This window comes from Flavobacterium longum (assembly GCF_965137575.1).
Lineage (GTDB): Bacteria > Bacteroidota > Bacteroidia > Flavobacteriales > Flavobacteriaceae > Flavobacterium > Flavobacterium longum.
In genome coordinates, this window is the sequence record NZ_CBCRZJ010000007.1 from 124,385 (window position 1) to 144,232 (window position 19,848).

20 protein-coding genes are annotated in these 19,848 nt (G+C 48.8%); 13 read left to right on the forward strand and 7 right to left on the reverse strand.

The window, feature by feature from the left end; all coding sequences use genetic code 11:
- Nucleotides 1-112: 112 nt before the first annotated feature.
- Nucleotides 113-1,027, forward strand: coding sequence for a class I SAM-dependent methyltransferase (locus ACM9J1_RS12495; protein WP_415582389.1), 915 nt, complete (start codon nt 113-115; stop codon nt 1,025-1,027).
- Here ACM9J1_RS12495 and recO read toward each other — a convergent pair.
- The 3 genes from recO to gdhA all read right to left on the reverse strand — a co-directional run bounded on the left by recO (nt 1,024) and on the right by gdhA (nt 5,499).
- Nucleotides 1,024-1,731 (reverse strand): DNA repair protein RecO, encoded by a 708-nt coding sequence (gene recO, locus ACM9J1_RS12500; protein WP_415582390.1) that lies wholly within the window; start codon nt 1,729-1,731, stop codon nt 1,024-1,026. The genes ACM9J1_RS12495 and recO overlap by 4 nt on opposite strands.
- Nucleotides 1,731-4,040 (reverse strand): type IX secretion system anionic LPS delivery protein PorZ, encoded by a 2,310-nt coding sequence (porZ, locus tag ACM9J1_RS12505; protein ID WP_415582391.1) that lies wholly within the window; start codon nt 4,038-4,040, stop codon nt 1,731-1,733. The genes recO and porZ overlap by 1 nt, the downstream gene beginning before the upstream one ends.
- A gap of 115 nt (nt 4,041-4,155) precedes the next feature.
- The gene (gene gdhA / locus ACM9J1_RS12510; protein ID WP_415582392.1) at nt 4,156-5,499 is read right to left on the reverse strand and encodes an NADP-specific glutamate dehydrogenase; all 1,344 of its coding nucleotides are present in this window, start codon (nt 5,497-5,499) and stop codon (nt 4,156-4,158) included.
- A 254-nt stretch (nt 5,500-5,753) separates the two neighbouring features.
- Here gdhA and ACM9J1_RS12515 point away from each other — a divergent pair, with 254 nt between their 5' ends.
- Nucleotides 5,754-6,530 carry a THC0290_0291 family protein gene (locus tag ACM9J1_RS12515; protein WP_415582393.1) on the forward strand — a complete coding sequence of 259 codons (777 nt, stop codon included), beginning with the start codon at nt 5,754-5,756 and terminating at the stop codon, nt 6,528-6,530.
- 92 nt (nt 6,531-6,622) lie between these two features.
- Here ACM9J1_RS12515 and ACM9J1_RS12520 read toward each other — a convergent pair whose 3' ends face one another.
- Both ACM9J1_RS12520 and ACM9J1_RS12525 read right to left on the reverse strand, forming a co-directional pair.
- Nucleotides 6,623-7,774, reverse strand: a complete 1,152-nt coding sequence (locus tag ACM9J1_RS12520; RefSeq protein WP_415582448.1) for a cystathionine gamma-synthase — start codon at nt 7,772-7,774, stop codon at nt 6,623-6,625.
- A gap of 15 nt (nt 7,775-7,789) precedes the next feature.
- The gene (locus ACM9J1_RS12525; protein WP_415582394.1) at nt 7,790-8,245 is read right to left on the reverse strand and encodes a DinB family protein; all 456 of its coding nucleotides are present in this window, start codon (nt 8,243-8,245) and stop codon (nt 7,790-7,792) included.
- Between the two features lie 86 nt (nt 8,246-8,331).
- On the opposite strand from ACM9J1_RS12525, the gene ACM9J1_RS12530 reads away from it, so the two are divergent.
- From ACM9J1_RS12530 to ACM9J1_RS12580, 11 genes are all read left to right on the forward strand, one after another.
- Nucleotides 8,332-8,679: an arsenate reductase family protein gene (locus tag ACM9J1_RS12530; RefSeq protein ID WP_415582395.1), complete on the forward strand. Its 348-nt coding sequence runs from the start codon at nt 8,332-8,334 to the stop codon at nt 8,677-8,679.
- Nucleotides 8,679-9,575 (forward strand): DMT family transporter, encoded by an 897-nt coding sequence (locus tag ACM9J1_RS12535; protein WP_415582396.1) that lies wholly within the window; start codon nt 8,679-8,681, stop codon nt 9,573-9,575. Before ACM9J1_RS12530 ends, ACM9J1_RS12535 begins: the two co-directional genes overlap by 1 nt.
- 116 nt (nt 9,576-9,691) lie before the next feature.
- Nucleotides 9,692-10,552, forward strand: a complete 861-nt coding sequence (locus ACM9J1_RS12540) for a YicC/YloC family endoribonuclease (protein ID WP_415582397.1) — start codon at nt 9,692-9,694, stop codon at nt 10,550-10,552.
- Between the two features lie 67 nt (nt 10,553-10,619).
- On the forward strand, nt 10,620-11,213 hold the full coding sequence (gene gmk, locus ACM9J1_RS12545; RefSeq protein ID WP_415582398.1) for a guanylate kinase: 594 nt from the start codon (nt 10,620-10,622) through the stop codon (nt 11,211-11,213).
- Between the two features lie 21 nt (nt 11,214-11,234).
- On the forward strand, nt 11,235-11,816 hold the full coding sequence (gene nadD / locus ACM9J1_RS12550) for a nicotinate (nicotinamide) nucleotide adenylyltransferase (protein WP_415582399.1): 582 nt from the start codon (nt 11,235-11,237) through the stop codon (nt 11,814-11,816).
- 66 nt (nt 11,817-11,882) lie between these two features.
- On the forward strand, nt 11,883-13,046 hold the full coding sequence (locus ACM9J1_RS12555; protein ID WP_415582400.1) for an iron-containing alcohol dehydrogenase: 1,164 nt from the start codon (nt 11,883-11,885) through the stop codon (nt 13,044-13,046).
- 384 nt (nt 13,047-13,430) lie between these two features.
- Nucleotides 13,431-14,426, forward strand: coding sequence for an NAD(P)H-dependent glycerol-3-phosphate dehydrogenase (locus tag ACM9J1_RS12560; RefSeq protein ID WP_415582401.1), 996 nt, complete (start codon nt 13,431-13,433; stop codon nt 14,424-14,426).
- A gap of 2 nt (nt 14,427-14,428) precedes the next feature.
- Entirely contained in the window at nt 14,429-14,653 is a 225-nt protein-coding gene (locus ACM9J1_RS12565; RefSeq protein ID WP_415582402.1) for a hypothetical protein, read from the forward strand.
- A gap of 88 nt (nt 14,654-14,741) precedes the next feature.
- Nucleotides 14,742-16,841: an adenylate/guanylate cyclase domain-containing protein gene (locus ACM9J1_RS12570; RefSeq protein WP_415582403.1), complete on the forward strand. Its 2,100-nt coding sequence runs from the start codon at nt 14,742-14,744 to the stop codon at nt 16,839-16,841.
- Between the two features lie 27 nt (nt 16,842-16,868).
- The gene (locus ACM9J1_RS12575; RefSeq protein ID WP_415582404.1) at nt 16,869-17,447 is read left to right on the forward strand and encodes an HD domain-containing protein; all 579 of its coding nucleotides are present in this window, start codon (nt 16,869-16,871) and stop codon (nt 17,445-17,447) included.
- Nucleotides 17,444-18,313, forward strand: coding sequence for a YitT family protein (locus tag ACM9J1_RS12580; protein ID WP_415582405.1), 870 nt, complete (start codon nt 17,444-17,446; stop codon nt 18,311-18,313). The genes ACM9J1_RS12575 and ACM9J1_RS12580 overlap by 4 nt, the downstream gene beginning before the upstream one ends.
- Here ACM9J1_RS12580 and ACM9J1_RS12585 read toward each other — a convergent pair.
- Complete coding sequence (locus ACM9J1_RS12585) at nt 18,310-18,717, reverse strand: hypothetical protein (RefSeq protein WP_415582407.1); 408 nt, start codon at nt 18,715-18,717, stop codon at nt 18,310-18,312. The genes ACM9J1_RS12580 and ACM9J1_RS12585 overlap by 4 nt on opposite strands.
- Nucleotides 18,718-18,776: 59 nt before the next feature.
- Nucleotides 18,777-19,796 (reverse strand): phenylalanine--tRNA ligase subunit alpha, encoded by a 1,020-nt coding sequence (pheS, locus tag ACM9J1_RS12590; RefSeq protein WP_415582408.1) that lies wholly within the window; start codon nt 19,794-19,796, stop codon nt 18,777-18,779.
- Between the last annotated feature and the right edge of the window lie 52 nt (nt 19,797-19,848).

Consider the following 19,848-nt stretch of genomic DNA (forward strand, 5'->3'; position numbering starts at 1 on the left):
CGGATTTTTTAAATATGCGTCTGCATGAGCGCTTGAAACTAAAATTCAGCGTGTTAAAGTTATTTGTTTATTTTTGGTTTTGTCAGGCACTTAGAAACTCAAACCGAAAAGTATGGCATTTAAGAATAAAATAAAGAACTTCCTAAACTCATTACCTCACGTTCGTGGCTTGTACGCTTTTAAGATGTCATACCAGAAAAACGCCTGTTTTCCACCCGGACACTACTATTCGCCCATCGTGAAGGTAGACGACACCAGAAAAAGGGAACACGAAATCTGGAAAGGTCGCGCCCAAGATGGCGTAGCGGGCATCGATCTCCATACACAATCACAACTTGACTTACTGGGGAATTTGGCTGCCTTTTATGACGAAATGCCTTTCAAGTCAACCAAACAGGCCAACTTACGCTTTTACTTTGACAACGATTTTTACTCCTACAGTGACGGTTTTGTACTGTACGCTATGATGCGTCATTTCAAGCCGAAACGCATCATGGAAATAGGTTCTGGCTATTCCTCAGCAGTCATGCTCGACACCGCAGAAAATTTTGACTTGGATGTTGCGTTGACATTTATTGAACCCTACCCCAAACGATTGTATTCATTACTTACCGATGCCGATAAGAATCGGGTAACAATCATCGAAAAAGACATCCAAGCCATTCCTGTGGCGACATTCGAATCGCTTGAAGCAGGAGATTTCCTGTTCGTTGACAGCACACACGTAAGCAAGACCGGTAGTGATGTCAATTACATCCTATTCGACATTCTCCCAGCGCTCAAGCCTGGCGTTTTGATTCACTTCCATGATGTATTTTATCCTTTCGAATATCCTGAAAGTTGGGTCTTTGAGGGATTCAATTGGAACGAAGATTACTTGCTCCGCGCATTTCTAATGTACAATGATGCCTTCAAGATCAGACTTTTCACCGAATATCTTCACCGCCATCATGCGGCCGCCTTTGACAAAATGCCACTGACACGGGACAATTTTGGCGCAAACTTATGGTTGGAGAAAACGCGCTAGGCAAAAACCTCCCGCAACACCTCCAAGGATTTTGGCTTGCGGAAACCGTCGAGGTGCACGCTGTAATAGTCGAGTAAAATCTTGAGCAGGATTTGTCTCTCATTGGCCGAAAATACTTTCTGGTCACTCCCGAATTTATGCCTGAGCAACCGCTTGAGCAAGTGCGTTTCGGTTTCAGACAAACAACTGATGCCGTGGTCTTCGGTGAAAATCCCTTCGATCATCTCAAAGAAGCGATTTTCTTGGGAAACGTCTGGGTAAAATCCTAGGAATTTCGAGGTTTCAAGCAACAAAATCAAATGGAAATTGGCCACTTCATCGTGCGCATCGAGCCAATGCAACGCGGTTTCCAGAAAGGCAAACAAGTCTTCGTTGCGCTCTTCTTCCTTGATGGAATGGTGCAACACTTCGGACACGAAAAGGATGATCGTACTTTTGACGACGTCGGTGTTGATGGTTTGGTAAGCCGTGGCCAGTTTAATTTCGCGGAAATTCTCGAGCGTGCCTTTGTTCTTGTGGACGGCTTCGATCTCGAGCAAGGTCAGTGGCTGGAAATACGCTATTTTCTGGGCCGATTTTCCGGCAAAAGCATTGCGGACAAAGTAAGATTTCAATCCGGCTTCGCGCGTAAAACATTTGACGATCAGGCTTTTTTCCTGATAACGGAGCGATGAAATGACGATGGCTTTGGTTTTTACGAGCATTATCTCACAATCATCACCTTCTTCACTTTCGTTTCATCACCGTTTTCGGTCGAGATGAAAATCATGTACACGCCCGAAGCGACTTTGTATTTTCCGAACGCGGTCGTATCCCATTCGATCGTGCCGCCTTCGGTGATGGTTTCATAGACCAGACTGCCGGTGATGTCGGCGATTTTCACGTGCGCTTTGTCGGTCAACCCGCTGATTTTTACCGTACCGTTGAATTCAGGCCGCACCGGATTCGGATACACGAACACGTTGCTCAAATCGTCTTTCGGCTCGGTCGACGTACCTTTGAAAGACACCATGCCCTTGGCCGTCGCAATGAAAACCTCGCCCGAAACGCCGTCGATGTCAATGTCGTTGATGCCGTTGCTCGGCAGCGGGGAATTGTTGATGTTGAATTGGTAGATGGTTTCCTGACCGTCGGGCGACAGCAGGAACACGCCCGAATCTGCGGTGCCGATCCATTTGTTGTTCGCGCCGTCAACCACAATATCGGTGATGAATTGCTCGGCCAAGAGTTCTGCGCCCACGCCATTTTCGGAAATAACAATCATGTTGGCGGTCATTTGCCCTTCAGCGTTGAACCGGTCTACGCTCGAGAGCACGCGCAACCCGAAGGTGGTCCCGATCCAGAGTTGGTTGCGGTTGTCTATCGCGATGGAACGCACATCAAAGGTTGGCAGGTTTCCGGTGTCGGTGCCGGTGGTGATTTTCTTGAACTGCGGCGAACTACTTTCGTTGAAGGCAATCACGCCATCTTTGGTGGTGCAAAGCCATTTGGTGGAGTTTTTATCGACGAGCATCCGGCCGTAACGCGTATTGAAATAATTGGCGACGATGCCTTCCACGTTGTAGGATTGCCACGTTCCGCTTGTGTTCAGGACTTTGATGGCGTTCTTGACAATGCCGTTGCTGACCCAAAGATTGCCATTTCGGTCAAAGGCACTTTGTTCGATACGGATGTTTTCTGTTGGCGGGTCGGTCGCAAAAATACTCTCAAGCCCGCTGTTGGTCTCGTTGTACAACGCATCAAACGTGACGCCGGCGCTGTCATTGACCAATTTAAGCAAGCCGTTGTAAAACGAACTAATATAAATCTCGTTTTGATTCGACGGATTCACCGTCACACGAACCAAATCGAACGTGTTGGCACCCGCCGGATGCAGTTCGTCGTATGGAATGTTCAACCATCCGCTTGCATTATACCGGCTGATGCCGTATGACCTAACTGGTGTTGGATCATAGTCCAAGGTATAATCGCCGTAAACCGCCCAAAGATTGTCTGATTGTTTATTGATCGAAAAAAGATTGTTCCGCGTTGGCCCGCTTGGACTGATGAAATCAAACGCCGTCGGGCTGGCAATGGGCGCGGTCACGACACCATTTTCGAACGTTCCGATAAATACCGTATCGCCAATGGTTGTTGCGCAGGTGAAAACGGCGTTCATGTCCGGAATCAAATCGCTTAAAACTTGTGCCGCGAGGATAAACGACGCATTGTAAACATACACGCGGTCCGCCGTAGAAATCACCAGATAATCTACGCCTGCGCGCATATCAACTGCGGGCAGCGGCAACTGCACCAACGTCGAAAAACCCACGCCATTGTATCGAAAAACAGTTGCGCCATTGTTGACCGATACCAACTCGTTGCCGAAGGTTTCCGTGGCCACCCAGATGCCGGCGGCGATGTTCGTCCACTGGCTGTAATCGATCAAGTTCGGATTATTGACCGCGGCCCGGCGCAAGCCAACCGACGTCGCGGCATAAATGTTTCCGTTGTACACCGCCGTTTGCGAGACGATGATTTCGGCGCCGTTGTCTCCTATAAAATAAGTATCGCCGAATTGCAGCAATTGCAAATTGTATTGAACGATGCCAAAATCGCAGGACACGTAAACGATGCCGTTGTATTCCATGAAATGGTTCACCCGCTTGATGTTGGACGGCAGTTGTTTGTTGATGATGTCTACGACGTTGATCATGCTACCGTCGGCCTCGTTGATGACGATGATCAGGCCGTTGTCATAGCCTACCATGGTACGGTTGAGCGCCTGGCTGTGGTACAATGCCGTAATGGTTTGCCCCGACAGGCCGTCGATGGTTGTGGTCGTCTTGAGCGTATTGGTATTGAGGTTTTTGGAAAACAGCGCATTTTCTGCTGCCGCGTAAATGGCCGATGGCGTTTGCGACAAATCCTTGATTTCGTTGTACGAAAAATAGCCTTTCCATAATTGGTTGGACTGTCCTATGAGCAGGCATGGGAAAACCGCCAAAAACCAAACGTAAAAATATCTTTTCATAGGAAGTCGTTGAGTCGCAAATATAGTAAACGCATTTATCCTTGTTTTCATATATCCCAATAAAAAAGCCTTTCTGTTACGAAAGGCTTTTGTCTTTAAGGTCGAAATTATGTCGTTACACTACGCCTTGTGCCAGCATGGCGTCGGCCACTTTTACGAAGCCTGCGATGTTGGCGCCTTTCACGTAATCTACATATCCGTTTCCGTCGGCGCCGTATTTCACGCAAGCCGAATGGATGTTAAGCATGATGTTGTGCAGCCTTTGGTCAACTTCTTCTGAAGTCCAGCTCAAACGCAACGAGTTTTGTGACATCTCCAAGCCTGAAGTAGCCACACCGCCAGCGTTGGACGCCTTTCCTGGCGCAAAAAGGATTTTCGCGTTCTGGAACACCATTACGGCTTCCGGTGTCGATGGCATGTTCGCGCCTTCGGCCACACAAATACAGCCATTGGCCACGAGCATTTTCGCTTCGGCCTCGTTCAATTCGTTCTGCGTCGCGCATGGCAAAGCCACATCGCACTTCACTTCCCAAGGACGTTTGCCTTCCACGAATTTCGCGTTCGGATATTTTTTGGTGTATTCTGAAATACGGGCGTAATCCACGTTCTTGATTTTCATCACGTGCGCCAATTTCTCGGCATCGATACCGTCTGCGTCATAAATGTAACCCGATGAGTCAGACATCGTCACGACTTTGCCGCCGAGTTGCGTGGCTTTCTCACAAGCATATTGCGCGACGTTTCCTGAGCCTGAAACCACAACGGTTTTGTCTTTGAAGCTGTCGCCTTTGGTTTCGAGCATGGCTTGTGCGAAATACACGTCGCCGTAACCCGTCGCTTCCGGACGGATCAATGAACCACCGAACGTGATGCCTTTACCGGTCAAAACGCCGGTAAACTCATTGCGCAGCCTTTTGTATTGCCCGAACATGTAGCCCACTTCGCGTCCGCCCACGCCGATGTCACCGGCAGGAACGTCGGTATCCGCGCCGATGTGCTTGGCCAGTTCGGTCATGAATGCCTGACAGAAACGCATGATTTCGTTATCTGATTTGCCTTTCGGGTCGAAGTTCGCGCCGCCTTTTCCGCCGCCCATTGGAAGCGTCGTGAGCGAGTTCTTGAACGTTTGCTCGAAAGCGAGGAATTTCAGGATAGACAAGTTCACAGATGGATGGAATCGGATGCCGCCTTTGTATGGTCCGATAGCCGAATTCATCTGGATGCGGTAGCCGCGGTTTACTTGGGTTTGGCCTTTATCGTCTTGCCATACGACACGGAAAGTGATCACGCGCTCGGCTTCGACCATTCTTTCCAACAGCATTTTGTTCTGGTACTTTTCGTTTTGCTCGATGAACGGAATTACCGTTTCGGCAACTTCTCTGACGGCCTGCAAAAATTCAGGCTCATTCGGGTTGTTCTTGGCGACTGCCTCAACAAAAGAATCGATACTTTTCGACATGGTTATTAGATTAGGAACGTTTATTTCAAACGTTTTCGTTTTCGTGGCGCAAATATACATTTTTATAAAAACACGAGACATTTTTACCTTTTATATTTTGTTCGCTGAAACCTGGATGTGTGTTTTTTACGTACAAAATAAATGTTAAGCCGATGCGTTAAATAATCTGTTCCCACGGGTAATTTTTTTAATTTATTTCACAAGTGAATGATGTTTTTATATATTTGTCGGGAATTGTAAATACTTTAAAAACAATGCCCAAGTACATTATCATAACCTGCCTGCTGGTTTTTGGTTTTACGTCAAAGTCGCTCGCGCAGTTTGGATTTTCTCACGAAGTGGGTGTCATCATTGGCCCGACGGCTTTCCAGTCAGATTATGGTGAAAGGCATGATGTGAAGACCAATTTGGGCAATACCGGTTTCGGTATCGGGCTTATCCACTACCTCAATTTTTCCTACAAGGCAGATTGCGACTGTTACACGCCTGAGACGTATTTTAATGATCACTTCAAACTCCGCAGTGAGTTGTCCTATTCGAAGACCAAACTAGATTTCTTCGGAAAATGGACAGAAGGCAATGGCAATTTGGCTACGAGACTTAGAGGTATGCATGGCGAAACGTCGATCACCGATATCGGTATGCAGCTCGAATATTTCCCGCTCAGCATCCGCGACTTCTCTGCCACTTTAGGTGCTTGGGGTCCGTTTATGAGTTTGGGTGCGCACTTTAGTTTTTACGACCCGAAAGCCTATTCAGACTACGGGCCGCTGGATACGCCAATCACGACGCCGGTAAAATACATCGGTGCCACGCAAAATGAAAGCGGCACGGTATGGTCTGTCGTGGGTAGCGTTGGTACGCGTTACAAATTGACGACTTTGTCCGACTTGATGATTGACCTGCGCTGGCAGTATTATTTTTCGGATTGGGTTGACGGCTTGCGCCCTGACCCGGATTTGCACAAAGAAAATAAAGCCAATGACTGGAATGTCTGGCTGAACTTCGGTTACATTTACTACATCGATTAAAAATATAAAGCCGCTGATTAGCGGCTTTTTTGTTGCGCCGCGAATTCACTAATATAATATTTCAATCATTCGTGAATTCGCGGTTTATCTGATTATGCGAGCGCTTGCCTGAGGTCTGCCATCAAGTCCTCGGCGTCTTCAATACCCACGCTCAGCCTGACCAAATCGTCCGTAATCCCGATTTCGATGCGTTTGTCTTCCGGGATTGAGGCATGTGTCATCAACGCCGGGTGATTCGCCAATGACTCCACGCCGCCCAATGATTCGGCCAACGTAAACACTTTAAGTTTCTCGAGGAATGAAATGGCATCGGCTTTCGCACCAGATTTGAAGTTAAACGACACCATACCACCGAAACCGCTCATTTGCTTTTTCGCAATCTCGTGGAACGGATGTTCGGGCAATCCGGGGAAAAACACCTTTCCGATCTTCGGATGGTTCTTGAGGAAATCAACCACTTTCTCGCCGTTTTCGCAGTGACGCTGCATCCGCAAATGCAAGGTCTTTATGCCGCGCAATACTAAGTATGAATCCATCGGGCCAAGCGTGCCGCCGGTAGCGAACTGCTGAAAATGCAATTGCTCGCCCAGCGCCGAGTCTTTTACAACGAGCGCGCCCGCAATGACGTCGGAATGTCCGCCCAAGTATTTCGTGGCCGAGTGCATCACGATGTCGGCGCCCAAGTCAAGCGGCCGTTGCAGGTAGGGCGTCGCAAAGGTATTGTCCACGGCAAACAAGATGTTCTTCTCCTTGGTAATTTTTGCAATCGCAGCGATATCGGCCAACTTCATCAAAGGATTCGTAGGTGTTTCCACCCAAACGAGTTTTGTGTTTTCGTTGATGAGCGACTGGAATTTTGCCGAGTCGTTCATGTCCACGAAATGGAACTTGATGCCCGAATCCTTGTAGATCCTGGTGAACATGCGGTACGTGCCGCCGTACAAGTCGTCCATTGCGATGATTTCGTCACCGGCCTTGAACGAACGCAGGACGCAATCCGTGGCGGCCAATCCTGAGGAAAAGGCCAAGCCACGGGTGCCGTTTTCGATACTGGCCAGCGCGTCTTCCAATGCCGTACGTGTTGGGTTGGCAGCACGGCTGTATTCGTATTCGCCGATGGGTTTGCCCGGTGATGATTGTGCAAAAGTCGAGGTTTGAAACACCGGCGGCATGACCGCTCCGGTTACTTTTTCGTGGTGTTGCCCGCCGTGAATGGCTTTCGTGTTGAATTTCATAACGTGTATTTGAGTCTTTTTAAGTCAGATGAATTTGCGGATGGCCATCATGGCACCGGTGTGCACGCCTTCGTGGTAATTGTTGAAATTGATGGCGTCTTCCACGGAATGGATCTGGAATCCGGTCATGGTCGTAAAGGCTTGATAAGTGTCGAAAACACCATCGCCATAATCGCGTTGGGTTCTAGAAATCGTCTCCTTCAACAACGTTTTCAAAACGTCGATTTCTGCGCGGGAAACATCCGCTTCAGGCTTGGTGCCGCGCTTGTATTTGTCGACCATTTCGGCGGAAACCATCATAGGCAATCCAGACAGGTTGTACACCAGCATTTGCTGGACGACGACAATGTGCGCGATGTTCCAAACGAGGTTGTTGTTGAACCCAACAGGAATTTTGTTGAGTTGTTCGGGCGTATAATTCTCGAGGAACTGCAGCAGGATTTCGCGGCTTTTCAGGGTAACGTCGAAGGTGTTCTGCATGTCTGAAATTTTTTCCAAAAATAAGCAATTCTCCGGCATTTGGTTTACTTTTGTGTCGCGCCTTTTTGGCCGAAAAAAACACCTGAATGGACACAGTTTACTATCTTTCCACCTGCGATACTTGCCGAAAAATTCTGGCGTCGCTACCCAAAAACAACCTTGCATTGCACGACATCAAGGCCAATCCACTCACCGAAAAAGAAGTGGACGCACTCGCGAAACTGGCCGGAAGTTACGAGGCGCTTTTTTCGCGTCGGGCCGAACGCTATAAAGCCTATGGGTTGAAAGACCAGAAACTCACCGAAGCCGATTATAAAAAATACCTGCTCGACCATTATACGTTCCTGAGCCGTCCGGTATTTGTCATCGGCGGAAAAATCTTCGTCGGCAACAGCAAATCGAATGTCGAAAATGTCATCGCCGCGTTAAGCTGATGTCTTCCCGCGCACTGGCCTTGTTGGCCGCCACAGCCGTTTCCATCATTTACGGCGTTACGTTTACCATCGCCAAAGATGTCATGCCGCACCATTTGCAGGCGTATGGCTTCATCGTGTTGCGCGTGGGCGGCAGCGCGCTGTTGTTCTGGCTGGTGTGGCTGTTCTTGCCCAAGGAGAAAATCGCTTCCGCAGATTGGCCGCGCATCGTCGCATCGGCATTCTTCGGGATTGCACTCAACATGTTGACATTCTTCAAAGGCCTGAGTTTGACTTCGCCCATTTCGGCATCGGTCATTATGGTCACGACGCCCATCATCGTGTTGGTATTGTCGGCCATCATTATCCGCGAGCGGATGCAAACCCGAAAAGTCATCGGCATTTTGCTCGGTCTGTTCGGGACGGCATTTTTGATCCTGTACGGCAAATCCATCGGCAGCGGCGAAAATGCCTCACTCGGCAACCTGCTGGTGTTCATCAACGCGGTCTCGTACGGTTTCTATCTGATTCTAGTCAAGAAACTGATGGAAAAATACAACGCGTTCACGTTCGTCAAATGGATTTACCTTTTTGGTTTCCTGATGGTATTGCCCTTTGGCTGGGCCGAATGTATCGCCGCAGATTGGGCCGCAATGCCACCAGGAATTTGGTGGAAAATCGGGTTCGTGGTCGTGTTCTCGACGTTCCTGACGTATTTGCTGAATTTGTTGTCGATGAAAACCCTGTCGCCTTCCATCGTGGCCGTGTTCATTTACCTGCAGCCGGTATTCGCGACAATTTTCGCCATCGGGTTACAGAAAGACAAACTGTCCTGGGAAAAAGGCGTCGCCGCGTTACTGATTTTTGTAGGTGTCTATCTCGTCACGCAAAAACCGCGGAACGCCAAAATTGCCTGACTACCGAAGATTTAAGGTTTACCCGTTTTCAGATTCGTGAATTCGCGGTTGTACGCTGCGCCTATGAAGCCGTGGCTGCATTTTTAACTATATTTGTGGCTTCTAAAGTTTTTTGCATGATACAATCCATGACCGGATTTGGCAAGGCAACACTGCAACTGCCGAACAAAAAAGTCACCGTCGAAGTAAAATCACTCAACAGTAAAGGCCTCGATTTGAATGTCAGGATGCCACAAGCCTACCGCGAAATGGAATTGGGCCTGCGCAACCAGATTGCCCAAATGCTCGAACGCGGCAAGATTGATTTCTCTATTTTCATCGAAAACACGACCGAAGTCGGGTCAACGAAAGTGAACGTCCCGATTTTGCGCGCCTATATCAACCAACTCAAGGAAATCCAGCCCGACGCCGACGAAACCGAACTCATGAAAATGGCCATCCGGATGCCCGATGCGCTCAAGACCGACCGCGAAGACATTGAAGACGGCGATTGGGAAGACATCCAGAGAGTCATTGACGAAGCCTTGAAAAACATTAAGGATTTCCGCAAAAGTGAAGGCGTGGCGCTTGAAAAGGAATTCCTGCACCGCATCGCCAACATCATGACCATGATGAACGAAACCGTGGCGCTGGACGGCGAACGCATCAAAACCGTGAAAGAGCGTTTGAAGGCGGCCATTGACGAGTTGAAAGTAACCTTGGACGAAAACCGTTTCGAGCAGGAACTGATTTTCTACCTCGAAAAATACGACATCACGGAAGAGAAAGTCCGGCTGGAAAACCACATGAATTATTTCATTGAAACCCTCGCGGGCAACGAAGCCAACGGACGCAAACTGGGTTTCATCATCCAGGAAATGGGACGCGAAATCAATACGATGGGCTCAAAATCAAACCACGCGCAAATGCAGAAACTCGTCGTGCAGATGAAAGACGAACTCGAGAAAATAAAAGAGCAAGTGCTCAACGTACTATAAGACAAGTCGAAAGACTAATGGCTATGACCAACATCTAGCCGCTAGCAACCAACCACTAGCCACTAAAATGAAAAAAGGAAAACTCATCGTCTTTTCGGCACCTTCCGGATCGGGCAAAACAACCATCGTCAGGCATTTGCTGGGCTTGCCCGAACTCAACCTGGAATTCTCCATTTCGGCCACTTCGCGTCCGCCGCGCGGTGTTGAAAGCCACGGCGATGACTACCATTTCATGTCGGTACAGGAATTCAAGCAGCACATCCGCAACGACGATTTTATTGAATGGGAAGAAGTGTATCCGGATATGTTTTACGGCACGCTTAAATCTGAAGTGGACGCCATCCGCGAAACCGGCAAACACGTGATTTTCGACATCGACGTGTCGGGCGGATTGCGCATCAAACGCAAATTTCCGGAAGACACCATCGCTATTTTTGTCAAGCCGCCGAGCATCGACGAACTCAAGAAACGCCTTAAGAATCGATCCACGGAATCAGAGGAAAAAATCGCGATGCGCATTGCTAAAGCCTCGGCAGAACTGGCCACTGCGCCGCTGTTTGACGTCATTGTCGAGAATTCAGACCTGGAACTCGCCAAGCAATTGTCGTACACACTGGTTTCCGATTTCATCAAGACTGGCCACATTCCGCATAAATCTTAGTAAATCGCGCTATTTCGGACTATGAAAATCGGACTGTATTTCGGAACGTTTAACCCGATCCACATCGGGCACCTGATCATCGCCAACCACATGGCGGAGCATTCAGGGCTCGATCAGATCTGGCTCGTGGTCACGCCACACAATCCGCACAAAACCAAAAGCACGCTGCTCGACGATTACAAACGTTTGGAAATGGTCTTTCAAGCCACCGAACACTATCCGAAACTCAAACCTTCAGACATTGAATTCAAGTTGCCGCAACCCAATTACACGGTAAATACGCTGGCGCATCTGCAGGAGAAATATCCGTCGCACCAATTCTCACTGATCATGGGCGAAGACAACCTCAAGTCTTTGCACAAATGGAAAAACTACGAAGTGATTCTGGAACACCACAACATTTATGTCTACCCGCGGATTTCCGGGGAAATGGTTCCGGCCGAACTGGAAATCCACCGGCATGTGCACCGCATCGACGCGCCTGTCGTGGAAATCTCCTCGACTTTTATCCGCGACAGCATCAAAGCCGGCAAAAACGTACGACCGATGTTGCCCGAGGCCGTATGGCAGTATGTAGACCACAACAACCTCTACAAAAAGTAATTAACGTTATCTTGGCGTAACGCTGTGTTTGCTTGCGTAATTTTGTGATTCAAAACCAAAAAAATCATGAACAACTTCGAATTCTATAACCCGACAAACCTCATCTTCGGGAAAGGCCAGATGGAAAAACTCACCGCTCTGGTTCCGAAAAACACCAAGATTTTATTGTGCTATGGCGGCGGAAGCATTTTCGGCAACGGCGTTTACGACAGCGTGAAAAAAGCGCTTTCGGGTGTTGAAGTGTTGGAATTCGGCGGTATTGAAGCCAATCCGCACTTTGAAACCTGCATGAAAGCCGTGGCATTAATAAAGCAGGAGAACATCGGCTTTTTGCTGGCCGTTGGCGGCGGTTCGGTGATCGATGCCGTGAAGTTCATTTCAGCGGCGGTAAAATTCGATGGCGATCCGGCCGACATCCTGCACAAAAGAATCCTGATAAAAGATGTAGACGCGGTCATTCCTTTTGGCACCGTGTTGACCTTGCCGGCCACAGGAAGCGAAATGAATTCCGGTGCGGTCATTACGATTGAAGCCACGCAGGAAAAGCTCACCTTTGGCGGCGCGGCGATGTTCCCGAAATTCTCGATTTGCGACCCAACGGTGATCCAATCGCTACCGAAGCGGCAAATCCAGAACGGCGTCGTGGATGCCTACACGCATGTCCTGGAACAATACCTGACTTACAAACACGAGGCTTTTTTACAGGACCGGATTGCCGAAGCCATTCTGTCGACGCTCCTCGAAGTCGGCCCGAAAGTCGCAGAAAATCCTACCGATTATGCGCTCGCGTCGAATTACATGTGGTGTTGCACCATGGCGCTCAACGGATTGCTCAATAAAGGTGTCCCGACAGATTGGGCCACGCACATGATTGGCCACGAACTCACCGCGCTCTATAACATTGACCACGCCAGGACGCTGGCCATCATCGGACCGAATTTGTACCGCGTCATGTTCGACACCAAGAAAGAAAAACTTGCCCAGTACGGCCAACGCATTTTTGGGTTGTCTGGAAGCGAAGACGAAATGGCAAAAGCCGCCATCGAAAAGACCGTTGAATTCTTCCACCAAATGGGTATGCAAACGAAATTATCGGAATATACCGATGACTACGCCAAAACCGCTGGTTTCATCAAAGACCGATTCGAGAAGCGCGGCTGGAAAATGATGGGCGAACGGCAGAACATCACGCCGGAAAAAGTGATGGAAATTGTGGCGTTGAGTTATTGATAGCCGTTCGTTGATAGCGGCTAGACATTGCTAAATATTTATCCTAACTTAAGCAGGGCTATTTTTAAATTTGTTCTTCTAACCACTAGCAACTAAACTACTAGCAACTAAAATCAAAAGGCGCTTCTGGATTTCCAAAAGCGCCTTTCTCATAACACCAAAACAAAATTTACTAACTTTCACACTTCCGGTAGGAAAATGTAGCTGGTTATAGCAAAATAACGGCGGAAAACTTTTTGAATTGCACGGCGCGTCATAATTTAATGTTAAACTTTATTTTAACAGGTTTCCCAGTGTTTACGGGCGGTTCCGGCGCAAACGAACTTCGGTAAAAAAATAGTATTTTTGGCAACCAAGAAAAGCGAACGAAGTAAATCTCCCGGAATGAAAAACCACCCGAAATTTGCGGTTGTCGGCGGCGGAAGCTGGGCCACGGCCATCGCAAAAATGCTTTGCGTGAATGAAGATGAAATTGCGTGGTATATGCGCAATGAGGACGCGATTGCCCACATCAAGACGCACCATCACAACCCGAATTATCTGAGTTCTGTGGAATTCAACACCAAAAAACTCCGGCTGACGTCAGACATCAATGAAGCCGTTGCCTTTGCTGATTACATCATCTTCGCGATTCCGTCGGCTTTTTTGGGCGGCGAATTGAAAAAACTCACCGAAAGCCTTTCAGGAAAAGTCATCTTCTCGGCCATCAAGGGCATCGTGCCCGAAACCAGCCTAATCGTTGGGGAACATTTCCACGAAGTCTACGATATTCCGTACGGCAACATTGGCGTGATCACCGGACCGTGCCATGCCGAAGAAGTGGCGCTCGAACGCCTGTCGTATCTGACTATCGCATGTGGCGACGAAGAAAAAGCCAAAGTCATGGCCGATGCGCTGTCGGGCAATTACATCAAGGCGAAAATCACCGACGACATCATCGGGACAGAGTACGCCGCCATGCTCAAAAATATTTATGCCATCGCCGCCGGCATTGCGCACGGGTTGGGTTACGGAGACAACTTTCAATCTGTCTTGATGAGCAATGGCATCCGCGAGATGAAACGGTTCATCAAGAAAGTCCACAAGATGAAACGCAACATCAACGATTCTGCCTATTTGGGTGACTTGCTCGTGACCGGATATTCGGTGTTTTCGCGCAACCGCATGTTCGGCAATATGATCGGGAAAGGCTACACCGTAAAGTCTGCCATGATGGAAATGAGTATGGTGGCCGAAGGCTATTACGCCGCCAAAAGTGCGTTCGAACTCAACCGGAAACACAAAGCAAAAACACCTATCATCGACGCCGTCCATGCCATTTTATACGAAGGCAAAGAAGCGCGTCCCGTATTTAAGAAACTCACCGAAAAACTGGATTGATCATGACGGCACGCTGGAAATACCAAATCAAATGGGGTTTGTTATGGGGCATTTTCATGGCGCTGGCCATGACGGCGTTCAACGCTTGGGAAAACGAAAACTGGAGTTTGTTCTTCACCTGGAGTTTGCTCTTGCGGCTGGTAATTTTTGTCGCCGTCGGGGTATTTTTCGTGGGGTATTTCAATTGGAAAGAAACCCAAAAAGCCGCCGCTAAGAAAGACCAATAATAGAACGGCCGCGCATTGTTGGTTTACAATCGTTAAAAATAATTCGTTAAACGCTTGTCTGTTAGCAAATAACGATTAATTTTAACGTATGGGGCAATTTTACAAACTTGTTATTTCATTGGTGTTGCTGGCTAGTTTCGCCACGGGCAACGCGCAAAAGCAAGCATCGATAGATTCGCTGTTGCTGGAACTTCCGAAAGCCAAATCAGACAAGCAAAAAGTTTCCATCTTGTATGAATTGGGTTCAGCGTACCAAAAAAAGAAAAGCTACGACCCGGCCATCGAGTATTATTCGCAGGCGATGAAAATCAACGAGGCCGCCGGGAATAAAAAGAATATCGCGACACTTGCTTCCAATATGGGCGTGTGTTATTACGGAAAACGTGACTACAACAACGCACTGGCCAACTACAACCGCGCGGCCTCCATCTACGAAGAATTGAACAACGCCAAGAGCCAATTGGTCGTCTATTCCAACATCGCGACGGTGTATAACGAAATGGGCAACCAAGCCAAGGCGGTAGAATTTTACGACAAATCGATGGCGCTGAACGAATCACTCGGCAACCAACAAAATGTGGCGACATTGGCCGGCAATATCGGAACGGTTTACCGAAGCCAGGGCAACAACCAAAAAGCCACGGAGTATTTCCAGAAAGCACTCAAAATCAACGAAAGCCTCGGCAATGCTAAAGGTGCGGCGCTGAATGCCAACAACCTAGGTTCGATATATTTCGGGCAGGAAGACTACAACAAAGCGATTGAGTTTTACGGAAAATCACAGAAAGCGTATGAACAATCCGGCAACCGCGAAAGTGCGGCGCGAAACCTCGGCAACACCGGCATCGCCTATTTGAAAATCGCGCAACAAGCCGGCTCCGAGTCCGAAAAACAACAAGCGTTGCAACAGGCTATCGACAAGCTGAGCACTGCCATTGAGCAGGTCGATGGCGACGTCAGGCAACAATATTCCCAATCCTTAGCAACGGCGCAAGGCATGGCGAGCGGGAAAGTCTATGTTCCGGCGGCCAAACGAAGTACGTCCGATGCGGTTGCATCATCAGAAACTAGCCCTAGGATAAATCCGGCGCAGGCCGACATTAGCTCAGAATATGCGCGCAAACAGGACTCCATCCGAGCAGAAAGCCGCAACAAAGAACTCAACCTGCGCAAGGAAATGGAACTCCAGCAATTGGCTTTCGAGTACGAACGCAAACAATCGATGGCCAAAACCGAGGAAGAACGCCAAAAACTCCGCGAAGAAGAACGCATGAAACGCGAACAGATCGAGAACGACTACCGAAGCCTTTTGGAAGCCGCATCGCTACAGCAAAAGCTGGCACAATCTGAATTGGAGAAGAAAGAAGCGCTCGCATCGGCAGAAATCCAAAAGCAGAAAAACATCAAGAATGTGGCTTTTGGCGTCGTGGCGCTCATTCTGGTCGTGGCGTTCCTGGTGTATCGAAACTTCCGCAACCAACGCAAGGCTTTCCGGATCATCGAAGAAGCCAACCGTACGATTCTGTCTGAAAAGCAGCGTTCAGAAGCGCTGTTGCTGAACATCCTCCCACAGGAAGTCGCCGACGAACTCAAAAGCAGCGGCAAGAGCGAAGCCCGATTGTATAATGAAGTCTCGGTATTGTTTACGGACTTTGTCAACTTTACCCAAACCTCTGAAAAGCTGACACCGCAAGAACTGGTGAATGAATTACACGCGTGTTTCTCGGCTTTCGATACGATCATCGAGCGCAACGGACTGGAAAAAATCAAGACCATCGGTGATGCCTACATGGCGGTTTGCGGACTGCCAGAATCCAGCGGCGAGCATGCGCAGCGCGCGGTTCGTGCCGCGTTGGAAATACGTGATTTCATTTACGAAAGGCAGCAACACAATGGCGCCTTTGAAGTGCGCATCGGGATCAATTCCGGACAAGTCGTGGCCGGTATCGTGGGCGTGAAGAAATTCGCTTACGACATCTGGGGAGATGCGGTGAATACGGCGGCGCGCATGGAAAGCAGCGGCGAGGCCGGAAAAGTAAATATCAGCCAAGGCACTTATGAACTGGTGAAAGAAGATTTCGTTTGCACCGCGCGCGGAAAAGTGAACGCCAAACACAAAGGCGAAGTGGATATGTATTTTGTGGAATACGCCAAGACGTCTGTGGCCAACAATGTATTGGCCGATTAAACGATTGCCCAAATTAAAACCGTTTTTATGGATTTCCTGAAAGCCAAAACCTACATCAGCCGGCGGATGCGCAAGGAGTTGCCCAAACACTTGTCTTACCACAGCATGGCGCACATCAAGGATGTTTATGAATCGTCTCGGCGCATCGCAAAATCCGAAGGCATCAAAGGCGAAGATTTGAAACTGCTGCTTATCGCGGCGATGTACCACGATTGCGGGTTCATTGTCCAGAGCAAAGACCACGAGAAGATTTCCTGCGACATCGCCAAGGAAAACCTTCCGGGTTTTGGGTTTACGCCCGAGCAAATCAAGAAAATATGCGGAATGATCATGGCCACGCGCGTGCCGCAAAAACCGAAGAATCATCTGGAGGAAATCCTCTGCGATGCCGATCTGGATTATCTCGGGCGCGACGATTTTTTCGAAATCGGCAACCGGTTGTTCCATGAACTGATGGTGTATGGCATCATCCATACCGAAGCGCAATGGAACGAGTTGCAGATCAAATTCCTGGAACAACATCATTTTTTTACACAAACGGCCATCAACACCCGCAAACCTAAAAAAGACCATTACTTGGCCGAATTGAAAGCAAACCAAACATGACCAAATACAACCTGAGTTACGCGATCCAAGACTATACATACATCATTACCGGTGCGCTTTTGAGCGGATTTGCCCTGAAGAGTTTCCTCGTTCCCGGCCATTTCCTGGACGGCGGTGTCACCGGGATTTCGTTGCTCTTGCACGAGATTTACCATTGGAACATCGCTGTTTTGATTATCGTGGCCAACGTGCCGTTCATCTTGCTCGGGGCCAAGCAAATGAGCGCCGGATTTGCGATCAAGTCTATTGCGGGTGTCGTGATTCTGGCTTTGTGCCTGCGGTTCGTGCCGTACCCTGAATTCCATTACGACAAGCTCCTGATTTCCACCTTTGGCGGATTTTTTCTCGGTGCCGGCATCGGGCTGGGCATGCGCGGCGGCTGCGCACTCGACGGGCTGGAAGTCCTGGCGCTTTACACCTTGCGCCGCACGGGTTTTACGATGAGTGAAATTATCCTCGGGTTGAACGTCATCATTTTCATGTGCGCCGCGTTTTTCCTCGGGTTCGAAACCTCACTATACGCGTGCCTCACCTATTACACCGTAACGAAAACCATCGATTACGTCGTGGAAGGCTTGGAAGAATACACCGGCGTGACGATCATCTCTGGCCAAAGCGAGGAAATCAAGGAAAAATTGGTGTTGGGCTTGGGCCGCGGCATCACAATCTATAAAGGCGAGCGCGGGTTTATGAAAGATCGTTTCACCGAAAGCCACGAGTGCGATATTGTCTTTACGGTCATTACACGGCTCGAAGTGCGCCGCTTGAAAAACATCGTGATGCAGATTGACCCGAAAGCCTTTGTCTTCACGCATTCCATCAAGGAAGCGGCGGGCGGCGTACTCAAACGCCATATCGTGCATTAACGGACGATGACACCGGGTTTCCAGAGGTGTGGTACTTCTTCGGTATTTTCTTCTTTTATGGAATTGGCGACGAACGTGTATTTGCGGTCGTACAACGTATTGCCGATGAAGAACGTCAGCATGAATTCATTGTTCAGCGCGAGTACGCTGTCTTCAATCATTTCGATTTTTACGGCCGATACCGGCGGCATTTCGACCAGCGCGTGACGCAATAGGGAGGTTTTGCGCATTTCGCCGTTGAGTGTGCCGAAGGCTTTTGAAACCACCATGATGTCGTGCAACTCGTCGTCTGAATCATTCACCAGATAAACGTTCCAGACGTTCGCCAGGAAATCGTCATTCCATTCCTGGATGGCGGCCATGAAGACGTTCTTTACTTCCGGGATTGAAATGTCTTTTTGCATAATATCGCATCCAGAGATAGTCGCCTCTTTTTACTTTTGACTTTCGACTTTCGAATTGTTTAAATGCTGGCTTTGAATTGCTCGAGGAAACGCACGTCGTTTTCATAGAACATGCGTATGTCGCCAATCTGATACAACAACATCGCAATCCTTTCGATGCCCATTCCAAACGCGAAACCGGTGTATTCGTCGGGGTTGATGTTGCAGTTTTTCAATACGTTCGGATCGACCATGCCACAGCCCATAATCTCGAGCCAGCCCGTGCCTTTGGTGATGCGGTAATCGGTTTCGGTCTTCAAACCCCAATAAATATCGACCTCTGCACTCGGTTCGGTGAATGGGAAATACGACGGCCGCAAACGAATCTTGCTCTTGCCGAACATTTCCTTGGTGAAATACAGAAGTGTCTGTTTGAGGTCTGCAAAGGAAACGTCTTTGTCTATGTACAAACCTTCGACCTGGTGGAAAATACAGTGCGAACGCGACGACACGGCTTCGTTTCGGAACACGCGTCCCGGAGAAATCGTTCGGATCGGTGGCTTGCTGGCTTCCATGTAACGCACTTGCACCGATGAAGTATGCGTACGCAACAAGACATCTGGATTGGTCTGGATGAAAAACGTGTCCTGCATGTCGCGCGCCGGATGGTATTCCGGTAAATTCAGCGCGGTAAAGTTGTGCCAGTCGTCCTCGATTTCCGGGCCTTCCGACACGTTGAAACCGATGTTCGAGAAAATATCTACAATCTGGTTCTTGACAATTGAAATCGGGTGGCGCGAACCAATTTCGAGCGGTTCGGCCGGACGCGTCAAATCACCATAAACCGATGACGATTGCTGGCTGTTTTCGATAGCGTCTTGAATCGATTTTACTTTGTCTTCGGCCTTGGTCTTGAGTTCATTGATGACTTGCCCAAACTCTTTCTTGAGTTCGTTCGGGACATTCTTGAATTCAGCAAAAAAATCCTTGAGCAAACCTTTGCTGCCCAGGAATTTGATACGGAAGGCTTCGAGTTCTTCCTTCTTTGTGGTATGGAACGCTTCGGCTTCGGCGATGTATTGCCTGATCTTGTCGGTCATCGTGAGTAATTGAAGCTGCAAATTTAGGTTTTTTAGCCCGAAAGTCGGCAAA

Coding starts and splice junctions, on each gene's coding strand:
- ACM9J1_RS12530 (WP_415582395.1), top strand. CDS start 8,332: ATGGACACAGTTTACTATCTTTCCACCTGCGATACTTGCCGAAAAATT.
- ACM9J1_RS12535 (WP_415582396.1), top strand. CDS start 8,679: ATGTCTTCCCGCGCACTGGCCTTGTTGGCCGCCACAGCCGTTTCCATC.
- gdhA (WP_415582392.1), bottom strand. CDS start 5,499: ATGTCGAAAAGTATCGATTCTTTTGTTGAGGCAGTCGCCAAGAACAAC.
- ACM9J1_RS12555 (WP_415582400.1), top strand. CDS start 11,883: ATGAACAACTTCGAATTCTATAACCCGACAAACCTCATCTTCGGGAAA.
- ACM9J1_RS12540 (WP_415582397.1), top strand. CDS start 9,692: ATGATACAATCCATGACCGGATTTGGCAAGGCAACACTGCAACTGCCG.
- ACM9J1_RS12495 (WP_415582389.1), top strand. CDS start 113: ATGGCATTTAAGAATAAAATAAAGAACTTCCTAAACTCATTACCTCAC.
- ACM9J1_RS12565 (WP_415582402.1), top strand. CDS start 14,429: ATGACGGCACGCTGGAAATACCAAATCAAATGGGGTTTGTTATGGGGC.
- porZ (WP_415582391.1), bottom strand. CDS start 4,040: ATGAAAAGATATTTTTACGTTTGGTTTTTGGCGGTTTTCCCATGCCTG.
- ACM9J1_RS12570 (WP_415582403.1), top strand. CDS start 14,742: ATGGGGCAATTTTACAAACTTGTTATTTCATTGGTGTTGCTGGCTAGT.
- pheS (WP_415582408.1), bottom strand. CDS start 19,796: ATGACCGACAAGATCAGGCAATACATCGCCGAAGCCGAAGCGTTCCAT.
- ACM9J1_RS12560 (WP_415582401.1), top strand. CDS start 13,431: ATGAAAAACCACCCGAAATTTGCGGTTGTCGGCGGCGGAAGCTGGGCC.
- ACM9J1_RS12585 (WP_415582407.1), bottom strand. CDS start 18,717: ATGCAAAAAGACATTTCAATCCCGGAAGTAAAGAACGTCTTCATGGCC.
- ACM9J1_RS12525 (WP_415582394.1), bottom strand. CDS start 8,245: ATGCAGAACACCTTCGACGTTACCCTGAAAAGCCGCGAAATCCTGCTG.
- recO (WP_415582390.1), bottom strand. CDS start 1,731: ATGCTCGTAAAAACCAAAGCCATCGTCATTTCATCGCTCCGTTATCAG.
- ACM9J1_RS12580 (WP_415582405.1), top strand. CDS start 17,444: ATGACCAAATACAACCTGAGTTACGCGATCCAAGACTATACATACATC.
- ACM9J1_RS12515 (WP_415582393.1), top strand. CDS start 5,754: ATGCCCAAGTACATTATCATAACCTGCCTGCTGGTTTTTGGTTTTACG.
- nadD (WP_415582399.1), top strand. CDS start 11,235: ATGAAAATCGGACTGTATTTCGGAACGTTTAACCCGATCCACATCGGG.
- gmk (WP_415582398.1), top strand. CDS start 10,620: ATGAAAAAAGGAAAACTCATCGTCTTTTCGGCACCTTCCGGATCGGGC.
- ACM9J1_RS12575 (WP_415582404.1), top strand. CDS start 16,869: ATGGATTTCCTGAAAGCCAAAACCTACATCAGCCGGCGGATGCGCAAG.